We start from the raw sequence: 23,699 nt of genomic DNA, 5'->3' as shown, positions 1-23,699 counted from the left end.
TAGGGTTAGAATAGTGAAACGATTGTTGTTTTTTTGGCAATTTTGCATAGGATTAGGGCTTGCTGAATGGGTGATGTTTAACGATGGAGGGGATACATATATTTATAATAATCAAAGTGGAGAGATTTTTATCCGTCATCATGTAGGAAAGCAAAATTACGAAGATGTTTTTGTCAAAATGTCTCGTGGCGTGTTTCCCAATGAATTAAAAACTCCCCAATCCACCCAAAAATCGTCAAACCCACTTCCAAACCCTAAAGGTGTCGATGAGAATCTAGAGCAACGCAAACTTGATGCGCTCAAAAAATCTCAAGAGCTTTTAAATAATGCGCTTGAGTTTTAGGTATATCTTGTTGTGTTGCTTGATAGTGTCAATGTGCAAAAATTTTCATGTAATGGATACATAAAATTATAAATATCCCTGATCTTTGTGTTCGTTTTGAGCTTGAATTAAAGTTTGTCTTAAAGCGTGGCTTGTATGGTATTAATGACTTGTGTTGGTGTGATTTTGTTTATATCAAGTCTACTTGTTTCTTGCAAGAAGTTCGAGATAATGCCATAAGCGACTAAATTTTTGTCGATAGTTGGGTGATATATGCCATAGTATTTACTCCCTATCCCTTGTGGATAGGGAGTAAATCTATACAGATGATTGCCATTATACACGACATAAACATTTATGTCGTGTCTAATGGCACACGCAATGTGCACACAAGATGTTTCATTGCTTAGGAGATGATTGCCATTATACACGATTCGCGCTAACGCGCCTAAAGAGGTTTTACCACACAGATTTATAGCTTTAGAATCTAATTGTTGTGTCGCATTGTTTATTTGATTAAGGTTATAAGCAAGATTTTCACCATTTTCATAATCCTCCTTACCACCGCAAATAACTACACTAAAACCCTGATTGATATGCCATTTTCCTACCTCATAAAAATGTTCTAAACTCCATTTGCGGAAAGCTGAACTTGCACCTATAAAAAAAACTGCGTAGCGTTTTGGTAACATAAATTCTTGGATATTGGTAGGATTTAATGTAAGTGTGTATGAAGGGATTAGTATAGTGGGTATTAATTCTTTTATAAATTCTGCATTTCGATAGAACTCAAAAAAAATACGAGAATCTGCTGGTACAAGAGTATTATATATTGTGTCAAAGCGGAGTTTTAAGCGATAAGATATATTACTTGTATCGCCAACAGAGGCGATTTTTTGTTTTGCGCAAATAAACTTAGCAAGATTTTCACTAAGGTAATCACGACTAAAAATCGGATTTATAAGTGTTTGAAATTCAAAAGTGTGTAAATATTTGAGGGTTTTTATGCGGTAAAAAATATTTTTTTGAAATTTTGTCGTATGAATGGGGATAAATTCTATGATATGTGGACTATCAAATTCCGTTACAAGATCTTTATATGCGACATTACCAATAAGGGTAATCTTACCATAATGTGCAGCAAAGAGAGGCAAAAAGTTTCTAAAAAGTAGATAATCACCAATAGCATCCGTTCGGATTATAGCAAGTTTTCTTTGTTTTGTGGGTTTGGTAGTCAGTTTTATACCAAAATCTACACAATGATATACAAGATGTTTGCAGAATCTAGCGATTTTTCTTAGAATAGAGGTATATGAAGCTCCCATAAAATATGGGATTTGCTCAGATATTGCCATTTGCATTTGTAGAGAATCTGGGAGGTAAATAAAATCATATTTTTGTGTGGGATGAGAAGTGCGTATTTGTGGAAACTTGACAAATGCGTAAGGGCTAAAGAGTGTATAAGTTTGCGTATCAGGTGTAACAGCGTGAAGTGTATTAAGAAGTGTTTGTATATCTTTAGTTTTGCAACGATTGCCCAATAAAATATTAAGCACAATGCACTTCCAGCATTTCCAAGGCAAGAGGAGAGATAAAAGTCTTAGTGTTGTGAGTGTAAGTAGCGTAATGTAAGTATGTTATAAGTAGATATGCTTGTTTGAGTTCTTCCCAAAAAAGATATGGATATAGAAGAAGCTCTACATTATCCCCCCCCCCCTATTAGAGACATATAGGTTTTGATATATTGTTTGCTTACAAGATCTTGTGCAAATGCACGCACTACGCTTTTCCGTGCATTGTAGCTAATAGAGGCATAGTCATCGGATTCTAGATTTAGTATCCATTCTATTCCTTGTGCAAGATCCTTGCTGTCATGAGATCTTGCAAGATAGCCATTAGATTTATGATGTATCATATCACAATTACCACCGATATCAAACGCCACAACCGGTGTGCCACAAGCAAGGGATTCCATAATAGTATTACTAAGATTTTCGGCTAAGGAAGGAGTGATAAAAACATCACATGCATTATAGGCAAGGTTTAGAGTTGTATCATCATGCAACATACCTAAAAAATGTGTTTTGATACCGGCAATTTCTTTTTCTTGCGAGGATTTGCCAAATATAATAATTTGTATATTTGTTTTGAGTGTTTTTGGAAGTATGGATAAAGCTTTTTTGAGATAAGTAAAACCTTTGCGATCTACTGCATCGCCCCCAATCGCACCAAACCCTATAATATACGAATAATTGGTAGTAAAGAATAGTTTTGCAATATGCGCACCTATTACCCCCCCCCCTAGTAGTTTGTAGTAGGCTTGTGTATAATCTTTGGCGATTTTTGGTGCATCAAATTTTTGCACGATGCTAGTTCTAGCATTTTGTGAAATTTGTGTATAACTTGCAGAATCTAAGTCCAAAACCCATTGAATTCCATTTTTGAGATCATCTGTATCAAAGGCTTTTGCAAGATACCCATTATGTTTGTGCGTGACAATATCCTTTAGTCCTGTAGTATCAAACGCCACAACCGGTGTGCCACATGCAAGAGATTCACTTGCAGTTTGCCCAAAGGATTCTGCATGGCTTGGAACAACCATTACATCACAAGCACTATACAGAAGGCGCAATGATATGTCATCGTGTAAAAATCCTACAAAATGTGTTTCTATTCCTGCTATTTTTTCCCCTTCACTTGTTCCAAAGACAAGTAAAACAAGAGAATGTTTATTTGGTATAGAGTCTAGAGCATTTTTAAGCTCATTATAACCTTTTCGAGGAGTAGATGTAGCACCAATGGCACCAAAGGCAATAAACTTTTTAGGTTTTTGTAGATGCAATAAGTCTCGAGCAAGAGGTTTTGCGATAGGTGCATAGGTATCAGTATCAATAGGATTTGGTAAATTGATGATTGGTTTATCACCTAAAAGCACACTTTGTTTGGCGCAATCAGCAATCCAGCGACTAAGCCCATTGATTGTCAAGTTTTGGATTTTTTTGTATGCATTATGTTTGTGTTTAAAGGTAAAAAAACTAATGTCGTAGGGATTTGTTGCGTGTAAAAGTGGGCATTTTTTGCAATGAGTGCTAACCCCTATACAGGCGNNCGCCTGTATAGGGGTTAGCATCATGCAAACTCCATATCATCGGAATATTAAGCTTAGAGATAGCAAGTAAATCATCAGCATTCATAAAACCAGATTCTATCCAATGTAGATGGATAACATCAGGTTTTAGCTTCATGATAGTGTTTAGCAATAGTCTATTGTGTGGTGGGAAACAAGCAAGATTTGGTGAAAAAATATCTTTGTGGCGTTTGGGATACAACATAAGCGGTAATGACGCAAGAGCAGGTCGAAGTTTTTCAATAATCTTTTGAAATTTAGTTTTAGCTAAGCGTAGAGTTTGCACACAATCACTTGTTTTGTTTTGCACAAGCAAAATAGAATCTACCCCATTTTGTAGTAATGCAGTGTGCAAACGCACACACGCTCTCCCAGCACCGCCATTATCACTTGTGCTAAGGTGCAAAACTCTTAATGCCATGCCACTCCTAAATGTCTAAGATTCTTATATGAGATCGCAATTATAAACTAAATGCTTTAAAGGAATGTTAAAGTCCTACTGCCAACGCTATGAAATATCCTATAAACGCACACACATACGCCACAATACTTGTAAAAACAAAAAGCATTGCACTATAGCGCCACCCCCCCGCTTCCTTGGTAAAGACAATAGTTGCAGCAAGGCATGGATTATAAAACATCACAAACAAAATAAAGGCTATCGCGCTAGGAAAGCTCACATTTGCCCTAATAGCTTCTTGTAAGCTTGCGCTTTCTTCATCAAGTCCTTCTCCCAATGCATAGAGCACACCCATAGAAGATACAACAACTTCTTTTGCCGCCAAACCATTTAGGAGACTAACGCATAACCGCCAATCAAAATTCATAGGTGTAAAAATAGGCGTGATTGCTTCACCAATCTTTCCTAAAAAGCTTTGCTCCAAAAGCTTAGATTCGAGTTCTTTTTGTAGTGAATCTTGTATTTCTTGCGAATGTGCGAGTGTGATTTGTGCTTCATACGAATCTATGAGTGCAGAATCTTTTGGATAGTTAGTCCCAAACCAAATCAGTATCGATGCAATCAAGATGAAGCCACCAGCTTTTTTGAGATACATTTTTGCTTTGTTTAGAACACTAAGTGCTACGAGCTTAAAGCTTGGGAGTCGGTATTTTGGGATTTCCATGACAAATGGCTCACTTTTGCCCTTAAAAATACTAAGACGCAAGACTTTAGCGCTCACAAGTCCTATAATTGCTCCCAAAATATAAATACCAAATAACACACTCCCAGCGACATTGGCACTAAAAAATATACCAACAAAGAGCGTGTAAATGGGTAATCTCGCACTACAACTCATAAAATTGATAATAAAAAGTGTGAGTAACTTATCTATAGGGTTTTTTAGTGTGCGAGTTGCCATAAACGCTGGGACCGAACAGCCAAAGCCACTCACAAGGGGTATGAAGCTTTTACCATGCAAACCAAAGTGTCGCAAGATTCCATCAAGGAGATAGGACACACGCGCCATATAACCTGTGCTCTCCAAAAATACAATACCCAAAAAAAGTATAAGGATATGTGGCAAAAAGCTTAGCACCGCACCCACTCCTGAAAGTATCCCATCACCTAGCAATGACCCAAATTCAGGATAAGGTATAGAATCCTTAAGGGTTTGTGCGAGAAAATTTATACTAGATTCAATCCATATTTTTGGATATTCACCAAGACTAAATGTTAGCTGAAAAATACACCACATAAATACCAAAAAAATAGGTAACCCCAAGATTTTATGAAGCAAAAGAGAATCTAGCTTTTGGGTGAAGTTTGTGGTAGTGTTTTGTGTGGTGCAAGCTTTTGCCAAAGTTAGAGCTTGAGTGCTTGCATGATGAGAATCTAATGTCGCAAATGTGCGTTGTGCGTCGTTAGATTGGTCGCGCGTAAAAGTGTGGATAATGCTTTCTAAAAGCTCTGTGATATTGTGTTTGTGTTTAACGCTTATTGTGATACATTCTATGCCAAGTTTTTGGCTTAGGAGTTGCGTATCTAGTGTGAGATTTTCCCTTTGTGCTTCATCACTCATATTAAGAGCAAGTAGCATTTTGTGATTAAGTGTTAGAAGTTGGAGACTTAGAGCGAGGTTACGTGCAAGATTTGTAGAATCTAACACATTAACGATAAGATCATAATGGCTATTGTGTAAAAAATTTGTTGTGATAGATTCTTCAAGAGAATAGTCATTAAGACTATAAAGACCAGGTAAATCAATAAAGTGTAGCGTGTAGTCTTTGTATGTGATAGTAGTTTGTGTTTTTTCTATGGTTACTCCACTAAAGTTACCTACTTTAAGATTAGCACCCGATATGGTATTAATGAGCGAGCTTTTGCCAACATTTGGTTGTCCCACAAGTGCAATGGTGAGTGTTTGCATATCTTTCCTTACAAAATTTGTGGGGGATTATAGCACACAAAGATAATATAGGAATTATTATTATTTTAATTATTGAGAAGTTGTTTGTGCTTTTAAGCTGAGTCGTGTAAAAATACTCTACAATTTTGTAATGACGCAAAGTTTTTTACTTTAAAAAAGTCTTAACTCTACAGAATTTTGCTAGAATAAATCTAGTTTTACATTCAAGGAAATACAATGAGAACACAAATTATTAGTATGTTGTGGCTTTTATGTAGCATATGTGTGATTATGCTTGGGGTGATATGTATGATTTTCCCTGATAGGACAATGCTTACACTAAGTTATTTTGCTGCACTTTTGATGTGTGCAATGGGAGTTGTGTCTATTTATTATTTTTTTCAGAGCCTTTATAGACCGCGTTGGGTGCTTTTTGATGGGATTGTGTCTATCGTTTTGGCGTTTATTTTACTTTTTGGCAATGAACAAATAGGGGAGAGTTTTATTCCTTTAGTGATCGCATTTTGGGTGCTTTTTAAGGGTATAATATGGATTATTCTTGCATTTACGATGCGTGCGATGAGTCGTAATGCCTTTAGTTCCGTGATGGTTTTGGGTGTGATTTGCGTGATTTTGGGACTTATATTTATACGATTCCCAGAAATTCTAGCCTTTTTATTGAGTTTTGCTGTAGGATTGACACTCATCGTATGTGGTGTAGTAAGTGTGGTATTCTGGAAAAGCTTTAGGTAGGGCAAACTAACATGAGAGAGATTGTGCTTGTGGGGACGCGTCCTAGCAAAGAAGTAAGGAGCTTAATTGTAAGTGGGATTCGTTTTGAGGAGATTCCTAGTGATGTATTAGTGGGGAGAGATAGCCTTATTTTTACCTCTCGTTATGCAATTGCAGCACTTGCACAATGTACTCAAGATAACCCAGCACTTGCACAATGGCAAGAAATGCCAAGCTATGTGATAGGTGGCAGTAGCGCAAAAGAATTGCAAAAATATGGTGCAAATATTGCATTTATTGGAAGTGATGCGCATGGATCAAACTTTGCAAAAGATCTTGTGCAACTTCTAAAGGGTAAAGCACCACTTTATATGCGTGCACAGCATATTGTTTCACAACTTAATGAAATATTACTAGAAGCATATATTGATCTTAAAGAGTGCATTGCATACGCTAATGAACCACTGCAACTTGATTCTGCGCTTAAGCCAGAGAGTAATAGTATTTTAATATTTACAGCCCCAAGTTCATTTATGGCGTTTAAGCAAAATTTTGGTTGGGATCCAAATTATGTAGCGGTAGCCATTGGTATGACCACTTTTAGTGCGTTTGATCCTGAAGTTATGGCATTTGTAAGTCCCACACAGAGTATCGATGGTTGCATAGAGCTTGCTAGAGATTTGGCACAAAAAATACCATAATTTTTAGAATGCAAGTTTTACACCTAGATTCACTGCTGTGGTGTGTGGATAATACATCGTATCTCCGCCGTGAGTATTTAGGACATTAAGCAAGAGTGAAGAGTGTTCACTTGTGCCAAATTCTAATAAAACATTTACTTCATTGACACGATCATAAGATCCTTGTATCCTATTCAATAAAGCCATTGAGTAGGGATTATGGAATCTTGTGCTACCATAAACAAGTGCTAGAGAGATTCTATCAATGCTAAAATTTATTTTTCCAAACGCAAGTGCGACATCACTACCTAGCAAAAATGCCTTACCACCCCACATAAAAAATGGACTGACGTTATTCCCAATGATATTAAGACTACCTATACCATTTGTGCCACTCATTATGTAGCCTCCACTTACTTCTAGACCATTGCGCATATTTTCGATAAAATCCTTGACACCAAGAAAGGCTCGTATATCAAACACAAATCCATTTCCTGCTATCTTGTTAACTAGGCTTCTTGATCCCTCAAAACTTGTTGTAAAGTTTGTGCTTACACCCATATAGGAATTAGAAACTTCATATTTGAGTGAGGCTTTGAATCCAACTGCATTGAATATAGATGGCGTAAAGATTCCATACACTTTAAGAGATAAAAGATCCCAAAGCGTGTGCTGAATGCTTACATTTGTGAGACCTGTATTGGTATATGGATTTATGGCATACATACCTGTCATTTTGTTGTATTGCACATAACCACTTGATTTTGCCCAAAACACTTCAATAAGGGTGTTTTCTAAGGATTTGTTACGGATATAAACCCCATCAATAAGGCGATCTGCCCATTCACTTTTAGCAAAAATTCTCCCTGTTCGCACACTTGTATCACCATCAAAATATTCTAAATATGATTGCCCAAGCATAGCGCGATAGTTAGAATAAAAATCTTTTGACGCATCACCTACGGATCCTGTCCGATTTGGTGAATTGCTATCATTAAGCCATACAGAGTTTTCATTTGCCTCAAAAAAAGCTTGTGCAGCACGAAAACTAACCATAAAACGCCAAGTTTTATAGAATCCTGATCGATATGCCAAACCTATACTACCTGCTACATAGCCATTGTTATTAAGATCACTTCCAGTATTTGGGACAAGTCCCACACCACTTATACTAGTGTTGGAGCCATATAGCACGACATCACCATTTGAGATGCCATTTTGGAGAGCTTCATCGATTGTGTCATATGCTAGAGCAGAGCCTATATATATTAGAGAGTAAAAAAATTTTTTTATCATTTATGTCCTTAGATTCTCTTCCGATTTATGCGTGTGTAAAATCGGTTTTTGCATAAAAAGCTAAATAGTTATTATACAGCAAGGAGTGTGCTTATGATTCATATTGTGCTTGTTGAGCCACAGATTCCACAAAATACAGGTAACATTGGGCGTTTGTGTGTCGCTACCGCATCTATGTTGCATCTTATAAAGCCTTTGGGTTTTCGCACGACACAAAAGGAGTTAAAGCGTGCAGGGCTTGATTATTGGCAGCATTTGGAAGTTAGAGAATGGGAAAATCTCACGCATTTTTGGGATAACTATCCAGTGGATTCAATACATCATTTTTTCTTTAGCACTAAAGCCAAACAGATGCATTATGAGGCAAACTTTGAGGGCGATTGTTATGTATATTTTGGGCGTGAAGATGCCGGATTAGATGAAAATATCTTGCATACTTTTTCTTCACAAACTTATAGATTGCCTATGGTGCCTATAGCTCGTAGTTTGAATCTTGCTACTTGTGTTGGTGCGGTGTTGTATGAGGCATTGCGACAGACTAAAGATTTTGAGACATTGTGTTAGATTTTTGCTTTACGCGCGATACTTAGCACGATCCCTAGACTAAGACAACTTGCAAGTAATGAGCTACCACCATAGCTCAAAAATGGTACAGCAATACCTTTGATAGGTGTAATTCCAGCTATACCAAAGGCATTGATGATAAAAGAAAACGCCAAAAGCAACCCAACACCCACACAAAAGAGATAATACATTGTGTTTTGGATTCTATTAGCTATTTTAAAGATCCAAAAAATCATTACACTAAAGGCTAAGACGATACAAAATAATCCTACAAAGCCTAATTCCTCAACAATACCAGCTAAGACCATATCGGTATGCACTTCACTCAAAAATCCTAGTTTAATAAGTCCATTGCCTAAGCCATTGCCTATGAAACCTCCATTATACATCGCATTGGTGGCATTATAGATTTGATATGGTTCGGGGAGATTCTCAATACGCAAGGATTGCGCCCAAGTTTGCGGGAGCAAACCCAAGATAGAATCTTGTGCATTTGCCCACCAAAGCTTGACACGCATAATGCGGTGAGGACTTGTAATAATAGCTATAAGTCCTACACTGATTGTAATAAGAAACAATAATCCCAAAAATCGCAAACTACCGCCAGCAAAAAGTAGCATAAAACCAAGTGTTAGCGCAAGGACAATTACTTGCCCCAAATCATTTTGTAACACAGCAATAAGCACCACCGCTACCAAAAACAAAATAAAATAAGGAATAAAGAGCTTAATCTCATCTTTGAGGCTAAGAGGCGTGTGCATACCAAACTTACGAGAAAAGCTCCATGCCAAAAAATACACAAAGCCAATTTTAAAGAATTCCGATGGGGCAAGCGAAAAGCTAGGAAGCTTTATCCATCGTTTTGCTCCTCCTGCAGAACTTACTAAAGAACTTGGTAAAAAATGCATACCAATCATAAGCACAAGAGATGCAAAGAATAAAAACCAACCAATTTTTTTAAAACTAGAATCTGGATTGAGTTGGGCAATAGCCCACATAAGCAATATTCCTACACATGCGACAAAAAATTGTCGTATAAAAAAATGAAACTCCCCATAGCCAAAAAATTCAACCGGATATACGGATAACGAATAGCATATTACCACGCCTATAGTGGAGAACAACACGGCGATAAAAAAAAGTCGTAAGTGAATCAAGGATATCCTTAAATGTTTGATTGTAGCTTTAAGGTGTAATTGTAGCTAAATTCTCTAGTTTTTGTGAGATTTCTCTTATATTAGGAGACAAGAGATTGTAGGGAATCTAAAAACAACTAAGGATTATGAATACAGCTCACCACCAAGGACTTTGTGTTGAGTAGTGTTAGATTGTATGCTTTGTTACATAAGAGCTTGTATTCGAGCGAAATGTCTTACACTAATGATACACTCTATATTCACACTACCGGTAAAAGATATTAAATCAAATGTTTCTTGGAACGCTTCACCTAATGATAAGGGCTAATCCATAGCTTTGCACATAAAGAGCCAAAATATGTAAGTGGTGTTTTGGCTCTTTTTTGGGATACATAGGTTTTGGTAGGTTTGTGATCATAAATTCTAATTCTTCATAGACTTAAAAAATTTCAGTAAGAAAAGCTTCGGTTGGGCGTTTGTGGAGATCTTTGTATAATGCTTCTAAAATTTGAGATTTATATTTTAGAGAGTGCGCTTCAAGCTTTGGAGCGCATCTAAGCGCTCCAAATAAGGGTTTATTGATTCTGCTATTTTCACGCAGAGTTGGATATTATTTGCCTACATACACTTGTCGTGGGCGTGTGATACGCGTAGTAGGATCTTTGACATGCTCAATGAGCTGCGCACACCAACCTGGCATTCTACCTATAACAAAAATAGGCGTGAAAAGAGGCACAGGAATTCTGAGTGCCGTAAGGATAATACCACTATAAAAATCCACATTTGGATATAAACCTCTAGCTTTAAAATAATCATCACTTAGTGCGACTTCTTCAAGTTTTTCGGCTATGTCGCTTAGGCGATGATCCATTTTGATACCTTTTTTATCTAGCTCATTTTTGAGATTTTTGATAGTTTTTGCGCGTGGATCGTAGCTTTTATAGACCCTATGTCCAAAGCCCATAAGTCTAAATGGATCATTTTTATCTTTAGCTCGTTCTACGAATTTTGCCACATTTTTGACATCTCCTATTTCATTGAGTTGGATAAGCACTTTTTCATTTGCGCCTCCATGTGCCGCTCCCCATAGTGCGTTTATTCCTGCTGAAATTGCTGCATATGGGTGTGCACCTGTTGAGGCAACATTACGCACAGTGGTTGTAGAGGCATTTTGTCCGTGATCTGCATGTAGACTAAAGATTTTATCAAGTGCTTCAATTTCTAATGGCGTGATTTCTTGCTCACCTTTGAGTGTGTGTTTAAGTTTGCCATATGGGTATGCGCGAAGCATATAGAGGAAATTCTCAACATATGAGCGATTAATGTCTGGATAAATAAAAGGTGCGCCGATTGAATTACGATAAGAAAATGCTACAAGTGTTGTGATTTTAGCAATGATACGGCGTGCCATTATTTGATAATCTTCTTCTTTGTGCATATCTCTATGCTCAAAATAAAAAGTCGATAGCGCTGCGACTGCAGAGCTTAGGTTTGCCATAGGATGTGCGTTATCTGGGAAAGCTTGGAATATATTCACAAGTCCTTCGTGCAAAAATGCTCTATGGCGCAACTCTAAATCAAATTCATCAGATTGCGTTTTGTCTTTTGGTAGTGAATCTGTGAGAAGCAATTTGCACACATCAGTAAAGCGATATTTTTCTACAATATCTTCGATAGGGATGCCTTTGTAAAGCAATTGGCTATTTTTACCATCAATATAGCTTATTGTGCTTTTGCATCCTGCTGTGCTACCATAACCAGGGTCGTAGCTAAAAATGTTTGTGCGCTCAAAAAGCTTAGAAAAATCTACTGCTTGGGGTCCGCGATTACAATCAATAAGCTCAAATTCAAAACTTTCGTTTGTTTGGTTGTTAGTGAGAGTGATTGTTCCCATAATTGCCTCCTTAGGTGATTTAAGTGTAACATTACCTAGTCTTACATATTTTTCTAAATAGAAGTTAAAATATTTTTAAACTTCTATTAAACTTCTATGCGGTGTTTCCAAAAAGTAAAGCTTTGGTCTTTAGTGTGTTATAATTGTAAGCATTATAGCATTATTGAGATTGTAAGGATAGTGATGAAAAAGATCTTTTTTTTAGTTGTGTGTTGCGTTATACATCTAGTGGCATCAGATTCACTAAAGATTGTTATGGTTGGTGATGCACTCTTGCATAAGAGCGTATATGATGATGCTTTAAAGCAAGATCGTTATGATTTTACCCCAATGTTAGAATCTATCGCACCATTTGTAGAATCCTATGATATAAGATTTTATAATCAAGAAACAATTTTAGGTGGCACACAACTTGGGCTTAGCACATATCCAAATTTTAATTCTCCACAAGAATTTGGCGATGCAATGTTGGCTTTGGGATTTAATCTTGTAAGTCTTGCAAATAATCATACGCTTGATCGAGGTGAAAAAGGTGTGCGTGCTATGCTAGAGTATTGGCGGACAAAAGAGCATAGTATCGGTGATTTACTTACTGCAGGAAGTTATGAAAGTAAGCAATCACGCGCTACGCCCCGCATAATGCGCAAAAATGGCATCACATATACTATGCTTGCATATACTTATGGGACAAATGGTATTCCTGTGCCAGAGGGTAAGGAATATCTTGTTAATGTTTATACTAAACAAATGCTTCTTGAAGATATTAAAGCGGTGCGTGATAAGGTAGATGTGCTTATTGTATCTATGCACTGGGGGATAGAGTATGAAACAACTCCTAGCAAAGAGCAACGCGAGTTTGCACGCTTACTTGCTAACAATGGTGTAGATATTATCATCGGCAATCATCCTCATGTTATCCAACCTATTGAAATTATGGATAATACATTTGTTGTATATAGTTTGGGGAACTTTATTTCCGGACAAAAGGGTTTGGCAAAAAATATTGGAGCTCTCATTGGGCTTAGTCTTCATAAAACCAAAGAAGGCAAGATTATTTTTGACAATATAGAATCTGAACTCATCTATACACATTCTACACAAGGTAAAAATGTCCACCTATATCCATTTAGCAAACTCAATGACACACTTTTACCAAATTATAAAGCAATCCAAAAAGAGTATAATGCGATTTTATTTTCAGAGTTTAAGTCCGAAAGTAAATCTTACAAATAGTGAATCTAAAAGGAGTTTGTATGTCTAACATACGCCACCTAATCCGCACGAGCGATTTTAGCACACAAGAGATTATCACTCTTTTTCATAATGCCTTGCATTACAAGCAACGCCTTATGTCAAAAACTCCCACACACCAACCATTAAAACACAAAAATATTATCACCATTTTTTTTGAAAACTCCACGCGCACCCTCTCAAGCTTTGAATTAGCGGTAAAAAACCTTGGCGGTGATATTTTGCGCCTTGATGTATCGCGTAGCTCGACTTCTAAGGGTGAGACGATTTCAGATACTGCAGCTAATCTCAATGCAATGAATCCAGATGCGATTATCATACGCCACAAAAATGCAGGAGCAGGATATTATCTTAGTGCGCATGTAAATTGTCCTATCATTAGTGGAGGTGATGGAGCGCATTCTCACCCTACTCAAGCACTTTTGGATCTTTTGACTATTATTGAACATTTTGGTTTAGACGAATTACAAACTCTTAAAAATGCAGATACTATCGCTTCTTTTGCACCACTAGATTCTATAAAAGGTAAAAAAATAGCGATTGTTGGTGATGTAATAAATTCTCGCGTGGCAAATAGCAATATCGAATTACTTACGCGTTTTGGTATGGAAGTAGTTCTTGTAGCACCACCACATTTTTTGCCTCAGACTCCGCTACGCACAAGTCATAATCTCAAAGCCATAGCACAAGAAGTTGATGTTATTATGAGCCTACGCACCCAAACAGAGCGTCACGATCAGGTTATTTATGGGTCGCTAAAAGATTATGCATCACGCTTTTGTGTTACTAAAGAGATTCTAGGCGATAATCCTTGTATCATTCTCCACCCTGGACCTGTGCATCGCAATATTGATATTGATGATGAGGTGCTTAAAGATTCTCGATCCAAGGTGCTTGAGCAAGTAACAAATGGTGTATGTGTGCGTATGGCAGCACTTGATTTTCTTATCGCGTAGTGCAATTTCTATCGATCCATATACACAAATCCCTATTGCGCAAACAGAATCTACATTTCACGAGGGTTTATGTTATAATGAAATTTCCGTGATTTTTTACAACAACGATCACAGCGAGGAAGGTACGAATGAAAAAAAGTTTGTTTGGTTTGGTGTTGGTATGTGGGAGTGCGCAAGCCTTTGATTATGTGGTAAGTGGGTCAGCAGAGACTTTTACAAAATGGGGTTTTGATAATGGTGTGCCAAATGTAGCTATAGGAAGAGCTCCTACAGATAGTTTCACGACGCTATTTTCTCAACTCAATCTCAAGACAGACCTTGGATCTGGATTTGCATTTGGATTAGGTGGAAGTTTGGCAGGTTTGGTATTTGATTCTACACAAGGGTTTGCAGATGATGGTTATAGCTTTAATGCTTCTCCGGTGCAGGCTTCATATTTTGGGTATAGCTGGGATAAAAATAGAGTGCAAAATTATATGATTCAAAATGCTTACCTAAGCTATGAAAGCACACATCTTTACCTCAAGGCAGGTCGTTATCAGTCTGGCAAAGTAGGTGAGTACTTTAGTGGATATAATCAAGGTGCTGAAGGGTATATCCAATCAGGTGCATTTAAGCTATGGGGTTTTTGGTCTAATGGAAGAGCGTTTGCGTACAATCAATGGTTTTTAGATTTTTATCGTGTGCATGGACTAAAAAAAGATATTTTTGCTACAGGGATTGATCTTAGCTTTGGTGGATTTAAAACCTCGGTATTTTCATATTATGTTGATAGCAAGGTAATTGCACCGGGCGTTAGTCTCACATATGATACAAATACAGATTTTCAGCTTTTTGGTTTTAGATCATTAACTCGTGTGCGCACGCTTTTCCCGCAGGCATTGAGTAGCTTTGATGGCGGTATGTCAGGGCGTGATTGGGGCGTGATTAATGCAAGTTCAGCGACACTTTGGATTAATCAACACTTTGATGTGAATACCTTCAACTTTGGTGTAGGGATTTACAAAAATTTTGGCAATGCTAATGAACTTATCGGACGTTATGGTAACCCTGTGCTTTCGGTCGTAGATTTTTGGACAGCTGGAGCATATGATATAGGACAAAGCCTTTCAGATATGGTTGCCAAAGATGCTTTCACAGGCTATGGGTATGTGGGTGCAACTTATGGCGCATATAATTGGCAAGTATTAGCACGAGGGACGAACTCTCTTCGAAGCGCAGAGCAGAGTGTAGCACTAAATTTAGGCTATGAAATTCGCGAGGATTTTCAAGTCGGTGGCAAGATCGAGTGGTTTAGTGATACAACAAAAGCAGGATATAATCCATTTGCTGGTGTAGGTGTAGGGAGTCCATTGGAGGAAAACCGCACCGATGATCGTAGCCATATATTTTTCTATGCAACACATACATTTTAGTGTGTCTATGCTTTAGACTTTTTGCAAATAGATTCACTATGATGAATCTATTTGCTTGTATATATTTTTGTAACTTTTCTTCTTTTCATATAGGTTTACAAAAAATCAAATAAAGTTGTGTTAGAATCCAGCATTATTTTTGATACAAGGAATACATAATGTGTCTTGCTATACCTTCTAAAGTAGATTCAATAGATAGAGTTGCTAATGTCGCTATGGTCGATACACTAGGTGTCAAGCGTGAGGCACGATTGGATTTGTTTGATGGAGAATTAGCGGTTGGAGATTGGGTGTTGTTGCATATTGGCTTTGTGATGAACAAAATAGATGAACAAGCCGCATATGAAAGTCTCAAGCTTTATGAAGAGATTATAGAATCTATGCAAGAAGAAGAGCGAGAATTACAAGAAGCTAACCGCTAAGTGAAATTCACAATAAGAGAGTATATGCTAAAAATTTTCATCATCAATCTCAAACGATCCAAGGATCGCTATAGGGCAATGCATTCAAGAATAGCTACATTGCTAGCTACTCATCCTCATTTGCGTGAGGTGTTAGAGTTTGAATTTTTTGAGGCAATCGATGCAAAAGCCAAAGAACATAAACGATTTGAAAAGCACTACAATCATCGCTTGTGTATATTGCTACGAGGCAAGGTGCTTAGCGAGGGTGAATTGGCGTGTTTTGCATCGCATTATACACTTTGGCACAAATGTGTGCAAGAAGATAAACCTTGTATTATTCTAGAAGATGATGTATGTTTTAGTGAATATTTTGCACAAGGCGTGTTGGAGATTATGCAAAGTAATTATGAGTATGTGCGACTTATGACGCTATACACACTCAAATCATATAAATCTACAAGTATGCCTCATATCGTTTCAACTACACACATTTGCTCCGGTGCGCAAGGATATTATCTCACGCCTTCTGGTGCAAAAAAATTTCTTGCATATGCTCGAAAATGGGTATTTCCTGTAGATGATTATATGGATATGTTTTATATTCATAAAGTTTGGATTTTGGTAAGTATGCCCTATTTGTTAGCAGAAGATAAAACATCAACAGATATTACTGATAGGGCTGACATCAAAGCCAAAGGATTGACAAAAATCACGCGTGAAATTTCGCGTTTTGGGTTGCAAGTTTATAAATTTCTCTTTTGCCTCACGCACTTTAAGAAGTTTTAGACAGAGGCTAAGCTATCAAAAAATATGCTTACTATATAGCCCCTTATTTTTGCATTGGATAAAAAAGTCCTTGAGTGTGCTTACACTTGCACTATCTCGGCTATCAAGTAAAAAGAGTGGCACATCTTTTTTTAATCGTGCGAGATCCTCTCTCACACGCTCTATATTAAATCCAAACACCTCACACAAATCCGCTTTAGAAACCACTACGACATCCGCACACAAAAACATACTTGGATATTTGAGAATCTTATCATCACCCTCTGGTGTCGAGAGAAAGACCACATTAAGCGCTGCACCTAAATCATAGCTTGCTGGACACACGAGATTGCCTACATTTTCGATTACCAAAAAATCATATGTCTGCACATCACAACGCTTCGCAAGCTCTATTAAGCCTTGCTCTACCATCACTGCTTCGAGATGACACGCCTCGCCAGTGGTGATCTGATAGGCACTCACCCCTTTTTGCTCTAAGCGTTGCGCATCGCGATTTGTTTGCAAATCTCCCTCTAACACACAGAATCTAAAATCCTCACATGCACTTAGGGATTCTAAAAATGTCGTTTTGCCACTACCCGGAGAACTCATAAAATTTAGCACATAGAGATTATGCTCTTTATAAAACTCTCGTAATTCATTGGCTTTTTTGTCATTTGCTGAGAGTATGCGTTTAGCTACCGCGACACTTTTTGGGTTAAGTGTAGGGTTAGATTCTAAAGATTGTTGCATAGGGTTTCCTTTCATAATTTAGAAGCTAAACTGCCCACCCACACGAAATGCCATATAGTTTGAAACATTAAAGCCATAGAGTGTAACATTTTTGCCTAGTCCATATTGCACGCTCACATCAAGGAATCCAAAGAGATTCACACCCGTTGTAAGGATCGTGCCTTCTCCTGCCTTGCTATAGAGATCACGCATAGCACCGATACGAAAATCAATAAATGCAAAATCCGCGAGGATACCACCGCCAAGCATTTGGCTTTTTGGATTTACGATTGAGAGCGTGTCATTAGGCAATACATCCACATCAAGCGCTAGAGTTAGGAAGTTTAGCATTTCATAGCTTACACCTGCGCGCACTTGTTGGGTCAATCGCACATACCCATCACTTCCACTTAGATTGATTTTTGGCGCATTGAGATTCTTAGCGACTAAGCCTATGTTGAGATTAGGCAAAAAGGCAGGGGTATAGAGCACACCTAAATCAAGTCCAAAGGTTTGTGTCATTTGGATTGTATTTGTATCAAACTTGACATCAAGTTTTGGATCAGTGAAGCTAATGGGTGTATTGTAGCGATAGGCAGAAGCGAGGATAAATTTGGGTGCAATCCCGACATTGATATCACCTGAGCGGGTATAAAAAGTATGTCCATAGGCTATGGGTATTTCTACAAGTCCTAACACAACTCCATAGGGTGTATGGTTGCCTGTGAGGATAGAGCTCTTGTTGTAGTCATCAAGCCCACTTGGTGGAGGGGGTTGAGCAGTTCCCAAAACTTTTAGTGACACACCATTCCCTCCAGGTGTCGCTTCTATAAAGGTGCAGTTAGCACCGGTTTTAGGATCACATCCAGAGCCGATACCTACGATTAATCGCCTATGATTTGGATCGATTTGTGCGGAAATACTTGCAAAAACTTGGGGCAAGATACCTATAGCCACTGCACCGCGTCCATTATCGCTTTCTTGCACGCTTACTTCACCTATGCCATCGGCTTCTAGTTTTCTTGTGGGTTGCCTACCACCGATTTGTAGCACTAAGCCATTTTGTGAGGTTATGCTTATTTCATTGCCTTCTATCGCCTTTTTCATTGTTTCAAACGCAGAAATGAGCTGATCCATATCTGAATCTGCACCTTTTGGTATAGTGATTCCCCCTGTGTTTTTTATAATATCCTCAAAATTAACATTGCCACTTTTGATAGAAGTTAGAAGTTCGCCAATATTACCTGGATCGATACTTGATAAGATTCCAGTGAGCAGTGATGGTGCACCAGCCTTATTTGCGGCATCTAAAAGTTCATTTTTGAGTTTTCCTGCTGCATCACTATTGCCCTTTAGAGCTGTGCCAAGTGCTTCTAAGTCATTGTAAGTACTGCTACTGAGTCCTATAGAACTACCAAGCTTACTAATAGCAGTTGAATCAATCGTTGTTGATCCACCAAAGAGGTTTTGCAATGTATCACCAAACACCCCGCCCACAGATTGTCCATTGATACTCACTGCACCACCAGCCACCGCACCACCTAAGAGTTTATCACCAAGTGTGCTACCAATCTTTGATAATCCACTGATATTGGTTGCGATTTCTAAAATATTTTGTTCTTTTAGTTGTGCGCCAAAGCTATAACCGATTTTGGTGCGTCTGTCTGCACCAAGAAGTGCAGGATTGTAGTAGATACCCCACGCAGAGTTTTTGAGTGCTACACCTGCACCGCCTATGGAGCTAGAAACTTGTCCCATAGAGCCAAACCCTAGAGCCAAACTCGTATGCATACAAGCAAGAAAGCACAGATTTATATATATACAGCGTGTTGTTATTCTGATATGTGAGAATAATTGCATTATATCCCTTTAATACATTTAGCTTTTTTGGTGGCGATTTTACTTCAGCGTGGATTAAATGAGGCTTAGATATTTGTCAAAATATTACCCACACCTTTAGCTATCATCGCATACACCGCTTCAAAGCCTTCCATATCTTTGTATGTATAAGGATCGGGTACATCAGCACCTCCCAATCCATAATCCCCTAACTTGCGAACTTTTGATGTATCAAAGCCTAGTGCGAGAATGTCGCGATAATTTTGAGAATCTAGAGCAATGATGAGATCAAAACAATCATCAGCATACACGCTTAGGCGTCTGCTACGTAAATCATCGATACTAAAGCCGTGTTTTTTGGCTACCAATCGCGATCCTTCACAAGGTGCTTCATCGATATGCCACCCACTTGTCCCAGCAGAATCTACTTTGATAGCGAGATTTTTTTGCTTAATCATTTCACGCGCGATCCCCTCTGCAAGTGGCGATCGGCAGATGTTACCTAAACAAACAAATAAGATAGAGTGCATAGTATGCTCCTAAGGATTTTTTAGATAGAATTTTAGCTTTAAATTTTGGTTTTGAGGTAGTTATGCGTATGCAAAAAATGCAAAGTATTGTGAGAAATAAGGTTTTTTCTTTTATGTCTCGTTATTATGAAGAATTTGTGCTTGTGTTGTTTGGTATAGGGCTTTGCTTGTATGGTTTTGGGCTTGATTTGGGTGTAAATTTTAAAACACAGGGATTTTTTCAAATAGGCGGACTTTTGTATATTATTTTTGCTTATAAGCGTTTTGCGTTGAGAGATGATTTGCGCTTATTAGGCATACCACTTATAAGCTTTGGTGTGGTGATTGTTTTGGGACTTCTTAGTTATTTTGATGAGATTATGCCTCGAAGTTTTGGCAAGGTTTTTGGATCTGTAAATACGCATATTATCAAGTATCTTGTGTTATTTGTGATAGTGTTTTTGTATGTCCGCTATGCGAAGCGACGCAATGTGTTAATTTTGTTTGGTATTTTTGGGTTGTTGTGTATGGTAAATGTTGTTGCGAGTTTGGTAGAGTTTTGGCGATATGACTTTAGAACTCATCGTGTGCCATTTGGTTTTAAGGCGGTCTTTACATACAATATTTGGCTTTTGGCTCCTATGGCATTGTGTATTAGCGGGGTGGTAGCTTGTAAGCATAAGGTCTTAAAGATATTGTGTGTGCTTGGGGTTATCCTCACATTAGGAGCTATGTTTGCTAATGGTGAGCGGAGTTTTTTGGTCGCCTCGCTTGTGATGATGTTTGTGCCATTTGTGGTGTGGCGTTATAGGCATAAGGGCAAGATTTTACCTTTGGTTTTTATTGTTGGGGTTTTGGCTTTGGGTGGAATCTATACGCAGACAAAAACGCTTCCTGATCGGTATAATTTTGCACATATGATTGATAATTTTTGGGAAGTGATTCAGACACCTGTTGTGGAAATGGGTAAATATGATAAGTTGTGCTTTAATGGGTTTTTTGCGTGTAATCCTCAAAGCACTAAAAATGGTGAGGCAGAGTTTTTTTGGGAGCACTCATCACTTTCACGCATAGCAATGAGTAAATCTACTTTTGAAGCATTTTTAGATTCGCCATTTACACCACGCATTGTGGGGGTGTTTCAAATAGGAGAATATCTCTGGCAATACTACGAAGTGCATACAGATAAACAAGCAAATAGAATGTATGTGTCTGTTGATAATCCAAAACACAATGGATATAATAGCCCTCATAACTTTGCTGTGAGTATGTTATTTTGCTATGGAATCATAGGATTTGTAGCGATTTTGGTTTTTTTGGGATTTGTTTTTTATACATGTTATAAACAATTAGCTAGTAATGCCAAAGATAGCACAAGAGACTTTGTGCCATTATGGGCTTTTGTATGTCTTGTAGGGATATGCACACAAGGTTTTTTTGATGTCTTGTATCCCAACATTTTAGAAGTATTGTTTATTTTTTTGGGTGCTGTTGTGGGGTTTTGTCGTGCCAAAGTGTCTATACACCTAAATTGTAGAAATTCACAAAATATTTTTCAAACTCCCCCTACTACACATTCTAGTATTTTGCTTACTATTGGTGATATTAGCATTATTGGTGGTGCCGAACGCGTGGTGGTGAATCTCGCCAATTTGTTTGTGCAATTAGGACATAGCGTGGAGATTGTGAGTTTTTTTCGAGCAAACCCTGTTTTACCTTATACGATAGATGAGAGGGTGCGTGTTAGGTTTTTTTATCCACTAAGTGAGGGGAGGCTCAAAGATACAAATGCACTTAAGAGATTCTATATCAAAAATATTTTTAAGTTTGTGCTAAGTATGCGTGTGTGGTGGTGTCATCGTGTGGATTATGTGATTGCTAATGATTGGACATATACGCCATTTTTAAAGCATAAAAACACTAAGTATATTAAGATTTTGCATACGAATTTTACAAGATATAATAAACGTAACAATTACTTTGACACACTTGTGTTGCTCTCTTATGCTGAAATTGCTCTATATCGTTCTTTTCATAAGCATATCAAGGTTATTCCTAATTTTCTTCCTACAACTCCCATACAATGCACGGACTATTCGCAAAAAATTGTCCTAAGTGTAGGCAGAATGGATAATGGTGATCAAAAGGGATTTTTGCGTCTTATAGATATTTGGGAGCAAGTATCACAAATGGATGGTGCAAGTGGGTGGAAGCTTTATATCGTTGGTGATGGTGCTATAAAAGAGCAAATACAAGCCAAAATACAAGCCAAAAATTTAGAACAGGGCATTGTTTTATGTCCTTTTACAACAGATATAGAATCTATGTATCTTAGTGCAAGTATTTATGTGATGAGTAGTCATTATGAAGGTTTTGGTATGGTGCTTATAGAATCTGGATCATATGGCTTAGCTGCCATAGCCTTTGATGTCGCTACTGGTCCTAGTGATATTATCGTGGATTCTCGCACGGGCTATCTTGTGGCGGATAATGATGTGCAAGATTATGCACATAAACTTCACAAGCTTATGTGTGATGAGAATTTACGGAGCACATTTGGATTGTATGCCAAAAAGAGAGTGCAAGAATATTTTAGCAAGGAAGCCATCACATCTTTATGGGAAGAAATGCTAGGAGGCAAACAACATACGCAACCTATGTCAGAAAATAAGCAACAATGTATCGGAATAGTCGTGCCTGTGTATAATGTGGAGTCCTATCTCATACGATGTTTAGATTCTATTATTGCTCAAAGCTATGAAAATTTTGTGATTGTGCTTGTTAATGACGCAAGCACAGATTCTAGCCGTGAAATATGTCTTACATATCAATCAAAAGATAAGAGGATTATTTTTGTCGATGCGGTTTTTAACAATGGTCAGGCTAGTGTCCGCAATAAAGCACTTGATATTTTAGACAGAGGCGGTGCTTTGGTAGAAGAAGTGCAAGCTACATTGCAAGATGTGATGTATACACAGCTTCTAAATATTCCAGTAGTGGATTATGTGATGTTTGTAGATTCTGATGATTATATTTCGCCCAATGCTTTAGAGATAATTATCACAGACTTTGAGCATAATGATGTAGATATATGTGTGTATAACAATCATTATGTTGCACAAGAATCTACAGAGGCTATAGTCCATGATTATAAGATTTTTTCACGCATACGCGAATCTAGAGTGTATATTCCAACCGAACTTATGCAACATAATCCTAGAGGTTTTGTAACGACTGCATGTATGTTTGTATATAGAGCACCATTTTTATGCAAACATCGTTTGCGATTTATCGAGAGTATATTGTATGAAGATGTGCCATTTTGCACACAAAGCATACTTTTTGCACAAAATGTGTATGTAAGTTTTGTGCCGTGGTATTATTATTTTCTTTCGCCTACTTCGACAACTCGAGGAGCGATGGATGCAAACAAGAGACGAAAATCTTTTGAAAGCTGGATAAGGATCTTGCAATTTTTTATCATGTATCTCGAGGAAAGTAAAAAGCAAGATACAACACACAATCATAATACACAAGATCTTGTCGTTTTACAGGAATTTTATGCACGCAATATAAAATGGTGTTTTAAGCGAATCTTTGAGCTTTTGTGCGTAAGCGGTGGGTATGGGAATGGTATTTCTAAACAAGAGCTTAAACCTTATGTGCAGTATATGAGAGGCAAGTATCATTTGTATTATCATATACCTACATTACGAAAATTTTTATAAT

Annotated in this window: 20 protein-coding genes; 10 read left to right on the top strand and 10 right to left on the bottom strand. The window is 37.7% G+C overall.

What is annotated here, in order from left to right; all coding sequences use genetic code 11:
* Positions 1 to 343, top strand: a 343-nt coding sequence (locus C6H22_RS00270; protein WP_324826062.1) for a hypothetical protein, incomplete at its 5' end; no start/stop codon positions are given.
* Between the two features lie 119 nt (positions 344 to 462).
* Here the strand turns inward: C6H22_RS00270 and C6H22_RS00265 are convergent.
* From C6H22_RS00265 to feoB, 4 genes are all read right to left on the bottom strand, one after another.
* The gene (locus C6H22_RS00265) at positions 463 to 1,878 is read right to left on the bottom strand and encodes a glycosyltransferase family 9 protein (protein ID WP_104693359.1); all 1,416 of its coding nucleotides are present in this window, start codon (positions 1,876 to 1,878) and stop codon (positions 463 to 465) included.
* A 146-nt stretch (positions 1,879 to 2,024) separates the two neighbouring features.
* Positions 2,025 to 3,452 carry a glycosyltransferase gene (locus tag C6H22_RS00260; protein WP_459178036.1) on the bottom strand — a complete coding sequence of 476 codons (1,428 nt, stop codon included), beginning with the start codon at positions 3,450 to 3,452 and terminating at the stop codon, positions 2,025 to 2,027.
* Complete coding sequence (locus C6H22_RS08800; RefSeq protein ID WP_233706965.1) at positions 3,412 to 3,870, bottom strand: glycosyltransferase; 459 nt, start codon at positions 3,868 to 3,870, stop codon at positions 3,412 to 3,414. The genes C6H22_RS00260 and C6H22_RS08800 overlap by 41 nt, the downstream gene beginning before the upstream one ends.
* Before the next feature lie 67 nt (positions 3,871 to 3,937).
* Positions 3,938 to 5,818, bottom strand: a complete 1,881-nt coding sequence (gene feoB, locus C6H22_RS00255; RefSeq protein ID WP_104693358.1) for a ferrous iron transport protein B — start codon at positions 5,816 to 5,818, stop codon at positions 3,938 to 3,940.
* Positions 5,819 to 6,034: 216 nt separating this feature from the next.
* On the opposite strand from feoB, the gene C6H22_RS00250 reads away from it, so the two are divergent.
* Positions 6,035 to 6,550, top strand: coding sequence for an HdeD family acid-resistance protein (locus C6H22_RS00250; RefSeq protein ID WP_104693357.1), 516 nt, complete (start codon positions 6,035 to 6,037; stop codon positions 6,548 to 6,550).
* Between the two features lie 11 nt (positions 6,551 to 6,561).
* Positions 6,562 to 7,230, top strand: a complete 669-nt coding sequence (locus C6H22_RS00245; protein ID WP_104693356.1) for a uroporphyrinogen-III synthase — start codon at positions 6,562 to 6,564, stop codon at positions 7,228 to 7,230.
* A 3-nt stretch (positions 7,231 to 7,233) separates the two neighbouring features.
* Here the strand turns inward: C6H22_RS00245 and C6H22_RS00240 are convergent, their stop codons facing one another.
* Entirely contained in the window at positions 7,234 to 8,505 is a 1,272-nt protein-coding gene (locus C6H22_RS00240) for a hypothetical protein (protein ID WP_104693355.1), read from the bottom strand.
* A 93-nt stretch (positions 8,506 to 8,598) separates the two neighbouring features.
* On the opposite strand from C6H22_RS00240, the gene C6H22_RS00235 reads away from it, so the two are divergent.
* On the top strand, positions 8,599 to 9,069 hold the full coding sequence (locus C6H22_RS00235; RefSeq protein WP_199769776.1) for a tRNA (cytidine(34)-2'-O)-methyltransferase: 471 nt from the start codon (positions 8,599 to 8,601) through the stop codon (positions 9,067 to 9,069).
* Here the strand turns inward: C6H22_RS00235 and C6H22_RS00230 are convergent.
* Both C6H22_RS00230 and C6H22_RS00225 read right to left on the bottom strand, forming a co-directional pair.
* On the bottom strand, positions 9,066 to 10,226 hold the full coding sequence (locus C6H22_RS00230; RefSeq protein ID WP_104693353.1) for an FtsW/RodA/SpoVE family cell cycle protein: 1,161 nt from the start codon (positions 10,224 to 10,226) through the stop codon (positions 9,066 to 9,068). The two genes, C6H22_RS00235 and C6H22_RS00230, sit on opposite strands and share 4 nt — an antisense overlap.
* Before the next feature lie 589 nt (positions 10,227 to 10,815).
* The gene (locus C6H22_RS00225) at positions 10,816 to 12,099 is read right to left on the bottom strand and encodes a citrate synthase (protein ID WP_104693352.1); all 1,284 of its coding nucleotides are present in this window, start codon (positions 12,097 to 12,099) and stop codon (positions 10,816 to 10,818) included.
* Positions 12,100 to 12,282: 183 nt separating this feature from the next.
* Between C6H22_RS00225 and C6H22_RS00220 the strand changes: the two genes are divergently transcribed.
* From C6H22_RS00220 to C6H22_RS00200, 5 genes are all read left to right on the top strand, one after another.
* Positions 12,283 to 13,332 (top strand): CapA family protein, encoded by a 1,050-nt coding sequence (locus tag C6H22_RS00220; protein ID WP_104693351.1) that lies wholly within the window; start codon positions 12,283 to 12,285, stop codon positions 13,330 to 13,332.
* Between the two features lie 20 nt (positions 13,333 to 13,352).
* Complete coding sequence (locus C6H22_RS00215) at positions 13,353 to 14,306, top strand: aspartate carbamoyltransferase catalytic subunit (RefSeq protein ID WP_104693350.1); 954 nt, start codon at positions 13,353 to 13,355, stop codon at positions 14,304 to 14,306.
* Positions 14,307 to 14,434: 128 nt separating this feature from the next.
* Entirely contained in the window at positions 14,435 to 15,721 is a 1,287-nt protein-coding gene (locus tag C6H22_RS00210; protein ID WP_104693349.1) for an outer membrane family protein, read from the top strand.
* 158 nt (positions 15,722 to 15,879) lie between these two features.
* Positions 15,880 to 16,143, top strand: coding sequence for a HypC/HybG/HupF family hydrogenase formation chaperone (locus C6H22_RS00205; protein WP_104693348.1), 264 nt, complete (start codon positions 15,880 to 15,882; stop codon positions 16,141 to 16,143).
* Between the two features lie 24 nt (positions 16,144 to 16,167).
* Positions 16,168 to 16,911 carry a glycosyltransferase family 25 protein gene (locus C6H22_RS00200; protein ID WP_104693347.1) on the top strand — a complete coding sequence of 248 codons (744 nt, stop codon included), beginning with the start codon at positions 16,168 to 16,170 and terminating at the stop codon, positions 16,909 to 16,911.
* Positions 16,912 to 16,926: 15 nt separating this feature from the next.
* Here the strand turns inward: C6H22_RS00200 and hypB are convergent, their stop codons facing one another.
* The 3 genes from hypB to C6H22_RS00185 all read right to left on the bottom strand — a co-directional run bounded on the left by hypB (position 16,927) and on the right by C6H22_RS00185 (position 19,991).
* Complete coding sequence (gene hypB / locus C6H22_RS00195) at positions 16,927 to 17,643, bottom strand: hydrogenase nickel incorporation protein HypB (RefSeq protein ID WP_104693346.1); 717 nt, start codon at positions 17,641 to 17,643, stop codon at positions 16,927 to 16,929.
* Between the two features lie 18 nt (positions 17,644 to 17,661).
* A complete protein-coding gene (gene traF / locus C6H22_RS00190; RefSeq protein WP_158654574.1) occupies positions 17,662 to 19,482 on the bottom strand; it encodes a conjugal transfer protein TraF in 1,821 nt (606 codons plus the stop codon).
* Between the two features lie 65 nt (positions 19,483 to 19,547).
* Complete coding sequence (locus C6H22_RS00185; protein ID WP_104693344.1) at positions 19,548 to 19,991, bottom strand: low molecular weight protein-tyrosine-phosphatase; 444 nt, start codon at positions 19,989 to 19,991, stop codon at positions 19,548 to 19,550.
* A 68-nt stretch (positions 19,992 to 20,059) separates the two neighbouring features.
* Here C6H22_RS00185 and C6H22_RS00180 point away from each other — a divergent pair, with 68 nt between their 5' ends.
* Entirely contained in the window at positions 20,060 to 23,698 is a 3,639-nt protein-coding gene (locus C6H22_RS00180; protein WP_158654573.1) for a glycosyltransferase, read from the top strand.
* Position 23,699 lies beyond the last annotated feature (1 nt).

This window comes from Helicobacter equorum, from assembly GCF_900198655.1.
Taxonomy (GTDB): domain Bacteria; phylum Campylobacterota; class Campylobacteria; order Campylobacterales; family Helicobacteraceae; genus Helicobacter_F; species Helicobacter_F equorum.
Note: the sequence above shows the minus strand (reverse complement) of the source record. Positions and strands in the feature narration are given on the sequence as shown.